The sequence below is a fragment of the Pseudoalteromonas sp. SD03 genome (assembly GCF_040937955.1).
In the GTDB taxonomy this organism is placed as follows: domain Bacteria; phylum Pseudomonadota; class Gammaproteobacteria; order Enterobacterales; family Alteromonadaceae; genus Pseudoalteromonas; species Pseudoalteromonas tetraodonis.
The window spans coordinates 3,428,860-3,443,761 of record NZ_CP162514.1 but is presented as its reverse complement, the minus strand read 5'-3'; the positions used below and the strand labels follow the sequence as shown (position 1 = coordinate 3,443,761).

Below are 14,902 nucleotides of genomic sequence, written 5' to 3'. Positions count from 1 at the left end.
AGACCTTATTTATACCTTTTTGTAACAGTTGCTTACAAATGTCACGTTAATGTTTCATTAAGCTTTGGTATCATAGTGCTAATAGTAATTTGGGAGAAATAAACAGATGCAAGGTAATGTACTTAGATGGGCTTTTCCATTTGTAGCACTGGCATTAGGTGTTGCTGGTTTTGTTGCAATTAATGCGATTGCAAAAGAGTCAGACAAAAAAGAAGTCATAGACACTCGACCAACGGTGCAAGTTGAAGCCGTTTCCGCTAACGATCATCAAGTTATCATTAATAGTTATGGTGAAGTGCAGCCACTAGAAAATACCCAACTTTCAGCGCAAGTGTCAGGTGAAGTCGTCAGCTGGCATCCAAGCTTTGTGGCGGGTGGTGTTGTGGGTCGCGGCGAAACCTTATTTACTATTGAAAAAGATAACTACGAGGCTGCGGTATTGCAAGCTGAAGCTGAACTTGCCCGCGCTCAAGCGATGTTAATTGAAGAGCAAGCGCAAGCCAAAGTCGCAGAAGACGAAGCAAAACGTTTCCCAAATAAAGCACGTACAGATTTATTTTTACGCAAACCACAAGTGCTGAGTGCGCAAGCATCAGTTAAGTCGGCGCAAGCAGCATTAAAAAGAGCCCAACGCGATTTAGACAATTGTGAAATCACCGCACCTTACGATGCATTAGTGGTTAGTCGGAATGTGGGGGTTGGCCAGTTTGTTAGTATGGGCGCTCAAGTTGCCGAGCTGAATAATATTGAAACCGCTGAAGTGATTATTCCGATCGCAGGTTTTGACAGTGTGTTTTTACCTGAGCGCGTTAAAGGGGTAATGGCAACCGTTATTAAAACAGGATTCAATGGGTTTACTCGCCAAGCAGTAATAGACCGCGATTTAGGGATTGTTGATAACGCGACTCGCATGAGCAGTTTAGTAATAAGAATTGAAGATCCTTACGGACTGACTAATCAGCAGCCTGCAATTAAATTTGGCACTTATGTACAAGTAAACTTTGCCGGCACTATGCTCAATAATATTTATCGTTTACCGCAAGAGTTAGTAAATAACCAAACCGTGTGGATAGTTAATGATGAGCAACAGTTAGAGCCGCGTAAAGTAAAAGTGATTCGTGAAGAAGGCGAATATTTTTATATTAGCGATGGCTTACAGGCCAACGATAAGCTCGTTACCACCTTACCGGAATACCCTCAAAAAGGCATGGCAGTAAAAATAGCCGGTTTAACAGAGACTAAAAATACAGATGCAGCAGAAAATGTATCCACTGAAAAACTTTAAGGTAGGGTGAGTTATGAATAACACAGAACAGCCCAATACAACCAAACAAACAGGGTTAATTGCTTATTTTGCTAACAACTCTGTTGCTGCCAATTTAATGATGTTTTTTATTATTGTAATGGGGCTTATAAGCTACTTTACCATTCAGCGACAAATGTTCCCTAATATAGAAGTTAACTATATTACTGTAAATGCAAACTACCCGGGGGCGTCGCCACAAGAAATTGAAGAAAGTATCTTAATAAAAATTGAAGAGTCGCTAAAAGATATAACTGAGATAAAAAAAGGGGTATATCGCGCTTTTCGTAATGGGGGTTCTGCCAGCCTTGAAATTAATACTGACGCAGAGCTTACCGACGTTCTCGATAAGGTAAAACTGCGAGTAGATGGTATCGCGACTTTTCCTGCAGGAATGGAGCCGGTTACCATTAGTCAAATAGAGTTTCGCCAAGATGTAATTGGTATGACGCTCGTTGCCGACCTACCGCTAAATGAGCTTAAGCCAATCGCAAATCAGGTTGAAGATGAACTCTTGCAGTTATCGAATGTATCTTTAGTGGTAAACGATGTGCCACTGGATGAAATTGCCATAGAAATAGAGCCCGACACACTGCGCCAATATAATTTAACCTTATCGGATGTAGCGAACGCGGTACGTCGTTATTCGGCTAACTTTTCAGCCGGACAATTAAAAACTGATGCGGGTGTTATTTCGGTTCGAGTAGAAAATCAGTTTTACTCTGGTGAAGAGTTTAGGCAAATTCCGGTAAAAATTGGCGCCAATGGTGCCAAAGTATTGCTACAAGATATTGCAATAATCAAAGATCAGTTCGTTGAAGGTGAGCGTTACTTTAAATTTAATGGCGAAAACGCGGTTTATTTATCGGTAAAAGCCACCGAAGATCAAAACATTATTCCGGTGGCCGATTCGGTTAAAGCGTATATTGATCAAAAAAATAAAGAACTGCCATTGGGTGTACGTATAGAGCCGCTAATGGACTTTACTTACTATCTAAATGCACGCTTAGACATGATGAAAGCTAATTTGCTGCAAGGTGCAATTTTAGTCGCTATTATGCTTTCGTTATTTTTACGTTTTAAGCTCGCCCTGTGGGTAATGATTGGTTTACCAGTGTGCTTTTTAGGTGCGATGATGCTGATGCCGTTATTTGGTATCACAATTAATATTGTGTCTTTATTTGCCTTTATTATGGTGCTGGGGATTGTGGTGGACGATGCCATTGTCATAGGTGAAAGTGCCTACACCGAAATAGAAAAAAAAGGCGGCGGTGTTGTTAATGTGGTTAATGGCGCTAAACGAGTGGCAACCCCCGCCACCTTTGGTGTACTAACAACCATTGCGGTATTTGCGCCGTTTACGCTTTCAAGCGGCCCTGAAAGTTCCTTTTTTATAGGTATTTCAGTGGTGGTGATTTTATGTTTAATATTTAGCTTGATTGAATCTAAGCTGATATTACCGGCACACATTGCGCATACTCACTTTTCACCTATTAACCCTGACGGTTGGCGAGCACGCTTTAATAAGCGCTTTTTTGGCTTTGTAAATGGACCGTATAGGCAGTTTATTGTTAATTGTATAAAGTGGCGTTGGACGGTGCTGTTTAGTTTTATTGCGCTACTAATTTTCACCTTTGCGTTAATATCGTCTAATCAGGTGAGAATGATCCCATCGCCTAAAGTGCCGCATGACTTCCCGCAAATTAATGTTGAGATGAACGATAACGTATCAGACATTCAAACTATTAATGCTATTCGCCAAATCGAAGCCATGGTGCTTGAAATAGATAAGCAAACCGAGCGCGAAGAAGGGCAAAAGATGATTCGCGATGTATTGGTATTTAACCAAGGTCGTACAGAGGCGCAGTTATTAGCGCCATTGGTTGATGAAGATTTACGCCCTTATAATGCCTTTGAGCTTTCGCGCCGCTGGCGTGAAGCGATGCCTAATATTGCGGGCGTTAAATCGTTAACTATTCAGGATGATGTTGGCGGTGGAGGTGGCGGCGGTAACGGTGAGTTTGGTTACTTACTGTATGGCTCTGATATCGATACATTGAATGAAGCAGGGCGTCGCTTTATTGGATTATTGCAGCAGCAAGAAGGCTTATTTGATATAAGCTCTACCATTGACCCTGCTAGCAAAGAAGTACAAATGAGCTTAAAACCAGTCGCCTTTGACTTAGGGTTAGATTTGGCCTCAATTGCAAATCAAGTCGGTGCCAGTTTTTATGGTGGCGAGGCGCAACGTGTTATTCGTCGCGGTGAAGAAGTACGGGTGATGGTACGTTACCCTAAGCTTACTCGCGAAGCGTTTTCATCGCTTAAACACGCGGTTATCACCACGCCCCAAGGCAAAGAAGTATTGCTAGGAGATGTGGTTGAGCTAACTGAAACCCCTGGTATTAGTTATATTCGTCGTGAAGGTGGTTATCGTACTGTTTATGTGTATGGCAACATTGATGAGGAAGTGATTGAGCCAGGCGAAGTGGTTAAGCAAGTAAAAGAAAATTTACTACCACAACTGTTGGACGAATACCCAAGTGTTAAGTCAGAACTAGGTGGCGCAATTGAAGAGCAACAAGCGCAAGCTAATGAGCAATTGTTATTTTTTGCTGGTGGTATGATTTTAGTTTATATATTACTTGCCGTGCCGTTAAAAAGTTACTCACAACCTCTCATTGTAATGTCGGTTATTCCATTTAGTTTAACGGGGGCAATATGGGGTCATTTTTGGTTTGGTTTAGATATTAGCTTAATGTCGGGCTTTGGTTTAATTGCTGCTGCAGGGGTGGTTATTAATGACTCCTTAGTGATGACTGATTTTATTAATCAGGCGCGTCGAGCTGGTATCAGTATAAAAGATGCGGTTATTGAAGCAGGCTGTGCACGTTTTAGGCCCATATTACTTACCTCAATTACGACCTTTGCAGGGGTATTGCCGATTATGTTTGAAACCAGTTTACAAGCCAAATTTGTAATACCTATGGCGGTAGCTCTGGGCTTTGCGGTTATGTTTGCAACACTGATCACCCTTATTTTGGTGCCGTGTTTGTATATTATTTTAACCGACATAGGCGCGCTATTTAAGCGCCCGTTCGCAAGTAAAAAAGCGAGCGTAAGTTAACATCACCCAGATCATGTAGCTGAAAAAAGCCAACCGTTTATAAAGCGGTTGGCTTTTTTGTTTTATGCTCATTAGTGCAAACTTTAGTATTGTTTTTAAACTCTGGTTACATTCTTTTGTTTGATTATTGCAACATTGCGAATTACAATCAGTCGGTATTGGTATTACACAATGGTTTTTAACCTAATACTTTAGTTAACGCATATTAGCTCATGAGCTAGTTTGCCTGTTGAAAGCCATATGTTATGGGCGACGTTTGACTCTTTAAGGTTTTGCAGTGTTTATACATTCATCATTAACATGTGGAGAATGGTTAACTATTGGTTGTCTTGGGCTCGATCAGTATAGCCAGCTCTTTGTTGGTGATACGGTTAGTGTGAGCTTTTACGATGAGCATGGCGAATTAACTCAGCTAGCGTTTGATTATGAAATACTCTCTCCAGAGCAGGGCGAACCGCATGCTTGGAGTTTGCTGGTGGTTGAGCATATTAATATGCATATTCCGCTTGTGTGCGCTGGCAGAATGACAGAGCAAGGATTGGTGGTTGCGTACCGACATAACAAAATATTTGCACTTGAAAGCAGTGGTATTTGTAGCGCGGTGGTTCACTTTAATCGCGCTGAAAAAAATAAAAAATTAATCACAGTCAATAGCCTTGGATACGATGCGGTTTATCCTCAAAATGGCGATATGTACAGTGCGGGCACCAAAGTATTACAGCCAAAAACAGGGCATATATACCAGTGTAAGGCATGGCCATTTAGTGAGTTTTGCCGTGTGAATGAGAATAGCGCTATGTTTGAGCCAGGCGTTGGTGAAAGCTGGGCGATGGCTTGGCAGCAAATACAGTAAATCAACTTCCCTTAGGTATAACGACAACAATAAAAATTCTCGTAGTTTTTAGTTATCGAATTTATACCGCTTTAGCCCACTCAACTATGAGTGGGCTTTTTTATTTTTATGATAAACTGACCGCCATTGTTATTTTTTAAGCGGTTTTTTTGTGTCTTCTTCTGATTATTCTTTAAGCTTATTACCTAATTTCCCTGTTGCTAAAAAGCAAGCTCATGCGCTGACTACTCATGCTAAAACACGCAGTGATGATTATTATTGGATGCGCGATGATGAGCGACAAAATGCCGATATACTCGCACATTTAGCGCAAGAAAATGCCTATTGTGATGCACAATTAGCTGCCATTAAGCCACTACAAAATACATTATTTGAGGAGCTTAAAGGTCGTATTGTAAAAGACGATAACACTGTACCGGTAAAAGACGGCCAGTATTGGTATCACTCAGAGGTTCGCGGAGATGATGAATATGCGCGTCATTATCGCAGCCGCAGTATGGCAATGGCTGATAAAGAACTACTACTTGATGTTAATGAACTTGCCAATGGCTATGAATTTTATGAGTTAGGGGAAGTGGCACTGAGCCCCAACGAGCAATTAATGGCTTACTCTGAAGATACCGACGGCAGACGGATATACACAGTACGGTTTAAAGATTTAAGCAGCAATAAAATGCTCGACGATGTACTTGAGATTACCGAGGGGCAAGTTGTTTGGGCGAACGACAATAAAACCGTATTTTATGTAAAAAAGGATTTAAAAACCTTATTGGGTTATCAAGTTTTTAGACATGAACTAGGGACTGAGCAACACCAAGATGTACTGGTATACGAAGAGCAAGACAGCAGCTTTTTTATGGGCTTAGGTAAAAGCCGTGATGAAAGCTTAATTATTATTGATTTGGCGAGCACAGAAACTAACGACATGTGGGTGCTTGATGCCAATCAACCGCAAGGTGAGTTTACCGCTTTAATGCCGCGCGAAGAGGGGCATGAATTTGATATCGATAAGCTTGGTGATATTTTTTATATAGTAACTAACTGGCAGGCCAAAAACTTTAGATTAATGACCGCAACAAGCGACACCATTGCTGATAAAAACCAGTGGCAAACACATACCCCTCATCGTGAAACTGTATTATTAGAAGGCGTTGAACTATTTAACGACTTTTTAGTGCTTAGCGAGCGCGAACAAGGCCAAGCACGCTTTGTTGTGGTTAACAAAAACGGCGAGCGAATGAACCTTGAGTTTGATGATCCTTGTTACTACGCCGCTATTGCGATGAACCCAGAGCCAAGTGTAACCCATGCACGCATTTACTATTCAAGCTTAACAACGCCAGGTTCGCTCTATAATGTTGATTTAACCACAGGCGAAAAAACCTTACTTAAACAACAAAAAGTACTCGGTGATTTTAACGCAGAAGACTACCAGTCAGAGCGGCTTATGGTAAGCGCTCGAGATGGAGTAAAAGTACCCGTGTCGTTGGTATATCGTAAAGATAGCTTTAAAAAAGATGGTTCAAATCCGTTGTTTCAATATGGTTATGGCGCGTATGGGATCACCATAGATCCTAGTTTTTCGAGTACATCACTTAGCTTACTCGACCGTGGTTTTGTCTATGCGATTGCGCATGTGCGTGGAAGCGAAATGCTAGGGCGATCATGGTACGAACACGGTAAAAAACAGCATAAACAAAATAGCTTTAATGACTTTATAGATGTAACCAGAGCGCTCACTGAGCAAGGATACGGCAACAAAAGTAAAGTATTTGCCTCGGGTGGCAGTGCCGGGGGGTTATTAATGGGAGCTGTGGTAAATCAAGCGCCTGAGCTTTACTGTGGAGTGGGCTGCCATGTGCCATTTTTAGATGTGCTCACCACAATGTTAGATGAAAGCATTCCGCTTACAACAAATGAGTATGATGAATGGGGTAACCCAAATGACCCCCATTTTTACGACATTATTGAAGCGTATTCACCGTACGACAATATTAGTGCGCAACACTACCCCAATATATTGGTGACAACTGGCTTGCACGACTCACAAGTACAGTATTGGGAACCAATGAAATGGGTGGCTAAAATGCGTGAATATAAAACCGATGATAATATTTTAGTGTTTAAAACCGACATGGATGCAGGGCATGGAGGGGCATCGGGTCGCTTTAAAAGCTTAGAAGAAAAAGCGCTAGAGATGGCCTTTTTTATCGCTTTGTCATAGCCCGTAAATGATCGTTACAAAAAAGCCTCAGTAATGACTGAGGCTTTCTATTTTAAAAATTAATCTAAGTAGGCTTTTAGCATCCACACTAGTTTTTCTTGCTCTTTAATGTAGTCACTCATTAATGACGCGGTACCTTCATCATCAGCTTCAGCGGCTTGTGCAAGAATATCGCGCTGCATTTTAATTAAGCTGCTGTATCCGGCAAGTAAGTTCTCTACTGCGGTTACGCCATCGCTGATCCCTTTTGCCTCTTTAATTTTACTTACTTCTAAGTAATCTGAAAATGCATGCAGCGGTGCACCATCAAGCGTTAAAATACGTTCTGCGATTTCATCTACTTTTAACAGTAGTAAGTTATAAATTTCTTCAAACTTTAAATGTAATTCAAAAAAGTTTCGGCCTTTAATATTCCAGTGAAAACCGCGCGCATTCATATATTGAATTTGATAGCTGCTTAAAAGCGTATTCAGTGACTTAATAATATCTTCACTTTTTGTACTGTTTAAACCAATTGCATTTACTTGCGACATACTTTGCTCCTTAAATAACCGTTTTATGAATTTGTTTACACCTTGTTCAATACAGTCAGTATTACCTAAGATGGTGTATTAATAAAATCGTTTATACATATTGGTGTCATAGCTAAAAGCTATCACCGTAGCTCGACTTTTTAAATAAGTTAGCTAACGCTGTTCAATAGATATGGGTTGTGTTTATAAAAATACTACCTTGAGCAGCGAAATTGTTTATTTTGTGAGTACAAAATATGATCTAAAACAAGCTTTTGACAGGCGCAGCGCACACTTATTTTATTTATTGATGTAGGTCAAAAAACGCTCATAAGTAAAGCGCATAATCACTATAACCCAACTTGATAGAGATCACTTTATTGAGTTAAGGGGCTACTTGATTAGATGCGGAGAGAAATTATGGAAGCTAAAACACGTAAAGAAAATAAAGCTGAACTCATCGTTATTGGTATTGCTTTGCTAGGGTTTGTATTAGGGTTAGTTGCGCACTTAGCGGGTGCAAGTTTTGCAAACTCTGATGCCTTTGGCTATATTGCTGCACCAATGCCCTTAGTGCTAGGTATTATATTTTTGATCAGCTACAAAGTGGCGGCTGCAGCCGAGGACTAAATGTCCTCATTCAAGCGCTCAAGAATATAATTAACGACTTGGCGTGAGTAAATCATACTGGTATGGCTTAAGTGAAATACCTTATGTTCGGCCATACCCTTTAGCTTGGTTTCATCTAATAATACGGTGCCATCAGAGCGGCTGCCTTTTACAATGAGTGGCATTAAGCCAATCGGTAAGTCGCCGGCAATGCTATATAGCTTGGCTTTAAAAGGCCAATCACCATTCTTAGAGAGTAAAAACTCAACGCTATTTTTTAATAATAGCTCGAACCCTTTTTGCTGCATTTTTTCAGCAATATGGCTGCCAGTATGTGGCGTTCCTAAGGTGATTACCTTTTCAACATGATGACTTGGCGCTGAGTTTGCCTCTAAATAGGCGCGAGCAACTAAGCCCCCCATAGAGTGACACACTAAAGCAGAAGGCTCGTTGCCAATAAATTCATCTATTTGCGAAAAAATAGCATCCCGATTAGGGTCACGCGTATTGTAGGTAAGGTTTAAAACTTTCACCCCCGACTCCTCCAAGCGTGAGCACAACGGGCGCATCACCAAGCCAGACATATATAAGCCATGTAAAACAATAACGTGTTTAACTTTCATATGCCCCCTAATACCAATTTTATTAAAAACATGATCATTCTAGCGTATTAAATAATCCGCTACCTACGTTAAAAATTATTTATATAGAACAACTATATGTCACAATTTTCGCCTTGTTACCGACTTATTTACTTGTCGCTATAATAGATAACTAATTTAATGCAATTGGTATAACCTATTCTAGTTACATTAATTGCTGAGGTTTTATCTCAATGTTAGTGGTGTCGGTATTAACCCAAACTTCACCATCTTGAATGGTAATTGCCAATTTAATATTACGATCAACCAACGCAGCTAATAGCTGAGTAGCAGCATAATCAAGACTAAAGATGCTTAAGTTTTTAAACTCATATAATTTAGGCTGATGCTTTTGCCACCAAATAGCTTGGTTATTCTCGCCATAGGTATATAAAATTACTTTTTTAGCTTTATTACAGGCTTTTTTAAGGCGCTTTTCATCTGGTAACCCCAGCTCAATCCACAGCTCTATTTCTTTACTGTAATTGACATGCCAAAGCTCCGGCTCATCATCAGCGCTTAACCCTTTGGTAAACTCTAAACCATCACAGCTATTAAGTGCAAAAGCGAGTAAGCGGATCATCAACCGCTGATCTGTTTCTGATGGGTGTTGTGCCAAGGTCAGGTGAAAGTCTTGGTATACGTGACGGTCCATATCGCTAAGCGATAACTGCGCCTTCATGATGGTAGATTTGAGAGCCATAGTGTCTTATATGAAAAAATTTGCGTCAGTATAGCGCAATTAAATGAATTGCCAGTTAAAATAGCTACAAATTATATGTTAGGAGTTAAAAATGGCTATCCAGTGGTTCCCTGGGCACATGAATAAAGCCCGAAATGAAATTAAAGAAATAATGCCACAAATGGATGTGATCATTGAAGTGCTAGATGCGCGCATTCCTTACAGTAGCGAAAACCCGATGGTGGCTACCCTGCGTGAAGGTAAGCCGGTCATCAAAATTCTCAATAAAGCCGATTTAGCTGATCCTAAAATGACGCAAACCTGGAAAGACTATTTTGAGCAAGAAAATGGCGTAAAAGCCATTGCATTTGGTAACGATAAAGCCGCAGAAGTGCATCGAATTAATGAGCTATGTAAAAAGTTAGTGCCACATAAAGTCGGTGCCGATAAGCAAATTAAAGCCATGATCATGGGTATTCCTAACGTAGGTAAATCGACGCTCATAAATGTGCTTGCTGGGCGTATAGTGGCTAAAACGGGTAACGAGCCTGCAGTTACTAAGGCGCAGCAACGTATTAAACTTGATGATGGCATTATGCTTTACGATACGCCAGGGATGCTGTGGCCAAAAGTAGAGAACGAAAACTCAGGTTATCGTTTAGGCGCAACCGGTGCGATACGTGATACCGCTATTGAGTACGAAGAAGTGGCAAGTTACACCGCTGAGTATTTATTGCATGCTTATCCTGAGCTTTTAAAAGCGCGCTATAAATTAGATGAACTGCCAGAAAGCGATTGGGAGTTTGTTGAAATGGCGGGTAAAAAGCGCGGCTGTATTCGCGGTGGTAACCAAATCGATACGTATAAAATGTCGGAAATTCTAATTAATGAATTACGAGATGGCATTATCGGTCGTATTACCATGGAAACACCTGCCATGCGTGAAGAAGAAGAAATAATGGTGGCTGGATTGCGCGCGGCAGCAGAGGCGAAAAAGCAAGCCAAAGAAGAAGAGAAAAAACAACGCCGAGCACGTGCACGAAAAAACCGTCGTTAATTTATAAAAGCGCAGGTTAAGGCCTTACGCACTAAATTACAGACATAAAAAAAGCCCGTAAGGGCTTTTTTAGTTTCATATCTACCGTCACCGATATGAGCAATGTAGCAAGTAAATGAGTAGGGCGGAAACAGGTCATAAACAGCAAGGGGCGTTGTGGTTTATAACAGGTTTCCATAGCTGTTAACGTGCGCCACACGTTGTTTCAGGGTCGAGAAACAAATGAACTTTTCCGTCACAAGAAGTATGCTTCGTCTTGTTGATAGTGATTATCAATTAGATTTAAATAACTGTCAACACCTAAATGCAAATAATTCTTATTTTACCTTTTTGTTCATTTATAGCACTAAAGTAAGGGCTGCTTTTTGCTACACATCCCCTTATGCTAAGTTAAGTATTATAAAAATAATAACAAGAACAAAAATATGTTTTCAATTTGGTTTATTAGCCTTATTGCTGTGGTGTATCTAGGGATATTATTTGCAGTTGCGGGCTGGGCGGATAGGCGTAAGGTACTTCCTTTCAAAGGTTTAACCTACGGGCTGTCATTGGGTGTTTATTGTACCTCATGGGCTTTTTACGGCACCACAGCACAAGCGGCTAGTAATGGCTGGTGGTTGGCGCCTACCTATGCGGGCACGATTATATTATTTATTTTTGGTTGGCAGCTGTATTGTCGTATTGCGCATATTTGTCGACAGCAAAAGCTTACCTCTATGGCTGACTTTATTGCCACTCGTTATGGGCAGTCGTCGAGTTTGTCAGGGCTTATCTCACTTATTTCAGTGATAGCAATTGTACCGTATATTTCTTTACAACTTAGTGCGACCGCACAAAGTATTAATTTACTCACCGACCGAGCCCCCACTCAAAGTAACCAAGTATGGGCAGACAGTACGTTTTATATTACGTTATTGCTGGCTTTATTTGCTATTTTATTTGGCGCTCGCAGGCTTAAGCCCAGTGAGCATAACCCCGGGTTAATTGCCAGTATCGCCTTTGAATCAATTGTTAAGTTACTTGCCTTTATTGCGGTGGGCTTGTATGTGTGTTTTTCTATATTTGATAGCCCTATAGCTCTGTATGAACAGGCGCAAGCGCTAAACATACCAACACACGTTGCCGCGACTCAAAGCCCCGTTTATGTTTATGTTGCACATACCTTGTTGGGGATACTGGCAACGTTATGTTTGCCGCGTCAGTTTCATATGAGCTTTATTGAAAACAATAATAATAATGAGCTGGCAACCGCTCGCTGGTTATTTCCGTTGTATTTATTACTGATCAACTTATTTATTTTACCTATAGCTTACGCTGGACTGGTTTATTTTAGTGATAGTAGCGTTGGTCAAGATACCTTCGTATTAGCGCTGCCTATGGCGACAGATAATAGCGGGGTAACCTTACTGGCCTTTTTAGGTGGCTTTTCAGCGGCCACAAGTATGGTGATTGTGTCGGCAATTGTGCTGTCGGTGATGATCACTAATGATTTTATTAATCAGTTTATTTTGCGTCGCTCACAGTTAACGTCAAGCAGCCGAGGATTGGATAAAAACAACTTATTGCATGCGCGTAAAATTGTAATTGTACTTATTTTATTACTCAGCTATTTCACTCATAGAGTGCTGGCAGAAACCACCACTCTTGCAACCGTTGGGCTTATGTCGTTTACCTTAGTTGCGCAATTTGCTCCTGCGATGATTATTGGTTTATGGTGGCGCCACGCATCGTGTCGTGGTGCACAGCTCGGTATTTTAAGTGGCTTTGTAATTTGGGGTTACACTTTACTGCTACCTAATTTAGCCAGTGGTTTTGGCAGCCAAAGTAGTTGGTTAATAGAAGGGCCATGGCAAGTTGCTTGGTTAGCGCCCACTAATTTACTTTCATTGAATTTAGAAAGTATTAGCCAATCATTACTGTTGTCGTTAGGGGTTAATACGTTAGTGTATTTGCTTGTACCACTATTTAGTCGTGCAACGCTTGCTGAGCGGTTGCAAAGCAATAAGTTCATATCTCAATTAAACGACTCGCGATTAAACACCACATTACAGCCACTCAATTATGAAGATTTAGGGGCATTATTACAGCGTTTTGCTGAAAAAGACGCGAGCCATTCTTTAGTGCAGCAGTATTTTCCGCATGACAAAAGCCAATGGAAACGGATTGCTAATGTTGAGCTTGAGTTATTAGTTGAGCGTGAAATGTCAGCGGTTATTGGTGGTGCATCAGCACGGCTAATTTTAGATGTAGCGAAAAATGAGCAGCGCCAGCCTTTAGAGCAAGTTGCTGAGTTTGTCGATGAAGCTAGCCAAGTGCTTAAATTTAATCGTGATTTACTGCAATCTACCATTGAAAACATTCAACAAGGTATTAGCGTAGTAGATAGTGAGTTGCGTTTGGTCGCTTGGAATCAGGGCTATAAGCACATGTTTAATTACCCCGATAGTGCTTTATATATAGGCCGACCCGTTGCCGATATTATTCGCTTTAACGCTGAGCGAGGCTTATTTCGTGGTGAGGATATTAATACAGAAGTCGATAAGCGTTTAGCTTATTTAAAACAAGGCAGTGCGTATAAATATCAACGCGCACATAGTGATGGCCGAGTATTTGAAATGCAAGGTAACCCTTTACCTGGCGGTGGGTTTGTAACGACCTACACCGACATAAGTGAGTTTGTAAAACAACAAAAAGCACTCACCGAAGCGAATGTTAGTCTTGAAGAAAAAGTGGCTACGCGCACTGCCGCATTAACACAGGCTAACCAAGCGCTTTCTAAAGCTAAGCAAGTAGCAGAGCAGGCAACAGTAAGTAAAACACGTTTTTTTGCCGCAGCGAGTCACGATTTATTGCAGCCATTTAATGCTGCAAGTTTATTTTGTTCGCTAATGAACGAAAAAGCCCAAGATACTGAGCTTAAAGATCTAGCTATGAATATTAAAAATTCCTTAGCAAGTGCAGAAGAGCTACTTTCGAGTATTTTAGAGTTAACTAAACTCGATTCAGGTTCGTTTAAAGTGCAGTTAACGGAATTTAATGTGAGTAGTTTAATAGAGCCACTGCGTAATGATTATTTAGCACTAGCTCAAGAAAAAGGCCTCGGTTTTATCGTTGAGTCGTGCGATGCGCGAATTTATACCGACAAAGCATTACTTAAGCGTGTACTAAGAAACTTACTTAGTAATGCTATACGCTACACAGAGTATGGTGAAGTACGTTTAAAAGTTTTACTTGATGAACATCATGTATCGTTTGTGATTGAAGATACAGGCATAGGCATTGCTACCAGTGATCAGCAGAGTATTTATCAAGAATTTAAGCAGCTGGGCGATAAACCTAACGCCGAGGGATTAGGATTGGGGCTTTCTATCACCAAACGTATTTGTGATTTATTAAATATTCCTTTGGTAATGGGCTCTCAGCTTAATAAAGGCACTCAATTTACTTTAACCATGCCATGCAAACCTAGTTTAAAAACACCAGCCACTGCGCATGTACCTGCCAATTCAGAAACTGAATTGGGTCGTTTATGTATTTGGCTTGTGGATAACGATCGTAATGTACTTGAAGCGCTAAAACAGTTGCTAGAAAACTGGGGCTGTGAAATTGCCACCGCCACTAACTTAATTGAACTTGAGCAACTCAAAGCAGAAAATACACTACCACAACTACTTATTGTTGATTATCAATTGGATGATGGTGTAACGGGACTTGAGGTGATTGAACAAGCAGGATTAATGACGCTGCCTGCCATTGTTAATACTGCAAACCACGATGAGCAAATACGCGAGCGCGTACTCGATGCAGGTTATCCTTTATTGTACAAACCACTTAAAGCACCGGCATTAAAAAGAATGATAAAACGACTGACTTTACTTTAAGGTAAGTGGGTTA

10 protein-coding genes are annotated in these 14,902 nt (G+C 40.8%); 7 read left to right on the top strand and 3 right to left on the bottom strand.

The window, feature by feature from the left end; genetic code table 11:
* Nucleotides 1-106: 106 nt before the first annotated feature.
* The 4 genes from ABZP26_RS16075 to ABZP26_RS16060 all read left to right on the top strand — a co-directional run bounded on the left by ABZP26_RS16075 (nucleotide 107) and on the right by ABZP26_RS16060 (nucleotide 7,507).
* Complete coding sequence (locus tag ABZP26_RS16075) at nucleotides 107-1,285, top strand: efflux RND transporter periplasmic adaptor subunit (RefSeq protein WP_368485156.1); 1,179 nt, start codon at nucleotides 107-109, stop codon at nucleotides 1,283-1,285.
* A 13-nt stretch (nucleotides 1,286-1,298) separates the two neighbouring features.
* Complete coding sequence (locus ABZP26_RS16070) at nucleotides 1,299-4,430, top strand: efflux RND transporter permease subunit (protein WP_013466226.1); 3,132 nt, start codon at nucleotides 1,299-1,301, stop codon at nucleotides 4,428-4,430.
* A 277-nt stretch (nucleotides 4,431-4,707) separates the two neighbouring features.
* A complete protein-coding gene (locus ABZP26_RS16065; protein ID WP_013466224.1) occupies nucleotides 4,708-5,283 on the top strand; it encodes a hypothetical protein in 576 nt (191 codons plus the stop codon).
* Between the two features lie 151 nt (nucleotides 5,284-5,434).
* A complete protein-coding gene (locus ABZP26_RS16060; RefSeq protein ID WP_368485155.1) occupies nucleotides 5,435-7,507 on the top strand; it encodes a S9 family peptidase in 2,073 nt (690 codons plus the stop codon).
* Nucleotides 7,508-7,566: 59 nt separating this feature from the next.
* Here ABZP26_RS16060 and ABZP26_RS16055 read toward each other — a convergent pair whose 3' ends face one another.
* Entirely contained in the window at nucleotides 7,567-8,040 is a 474-nt protein-coding gene (locus ABZP26_RS16055) for a Dps family protein (RefSeq protein WP_368485154.1), read from the bottom strand.
* 399 nt (nucleotides 8,041-8,439) lie between these two features.
* On the opposite strand from ABZP26_RS16055, the gene ABZP26_RS16050 reads away from it, so the two are divergent.
* Complete coding sequence (locus ABZP26_RS16050) at nucleotides 8,440-8,649, top strand: hypothetical protein (RefSeq protein ID WP_016899028.1); 210 nt, start codon at nucleotides 8,440-8,442, stop codon at nucleotides 8,647-8,649.
* Here ABZP26_RS16050 and ABZP26_RS16045 read toward each other — a convergent pair.
* On the bottom strand, nucleotides 8,646-9,251 hold the full coding sequence (locus ABZP26_RS16045) for an alpha/beta hydrolase (RefSeq protein WP_028834704.1): 606 nt from the start codon (nucleotides 9,249-9,251) through the stop codon (nucleotides 8,646-8,648). The two genes, ABZP26_RS16050 and ABZP26_RS16045, sit on opposite strands and share 4 nt — an antisense overlap.
* Before the next feature lie 184 nt (nucleotides 9,252-9,435).
* Nucleotides 9,436-9,972 (bottom strand): YaeQ family protein, encoded by a 537-nt coding sequence (locus tag ABZP26_RS16040; RefSeq protein WP_368485153.1) that lies wholly within the window; start codon nucleotides 9,970-9,972, stop codon nucleotides 9,436-9,438.
* A 91-nt stretch (nucleotides 9,973-10,063) separates the two neighbouring features.
* Between ABZP26_RS16040 and ylqF the strand changes: the two genes are divergently transcribed.
* Together ylqF and ABZP26_RS16030 are read left to right on the top strand one after the other, a co-directional pair.
* The gene (ylqF, locus tag ABZP26_RS16035; protein ID WP_008465001.1) at nucleotides 10,064-11,008 is read left to right on the top strand and encodes a ribosome biogenesis GTPase YlqF; all 945 of its coding nucleotides are present in this window, start codon (nucleotides 10,064-10,066) and stop codon (nucleotides 11,006-11,008) included.
* Nucleotides 11,009-11,433: 425 nt separating this feature from the next.
* Entirely contained in the window at nucleotides 11,434-14,889 is a 3,456-nt protein-coding gene (locus tag ABZP26_RS16030) for a PAS domain-containing hybrid sensor histidine kinase/response regulator (RefSeq protein WP_096038853.1), read from the top strand.
* The last annotated feature ends 13 nt before the right edge of the window (nucleotides 14,890-14,902 follow it).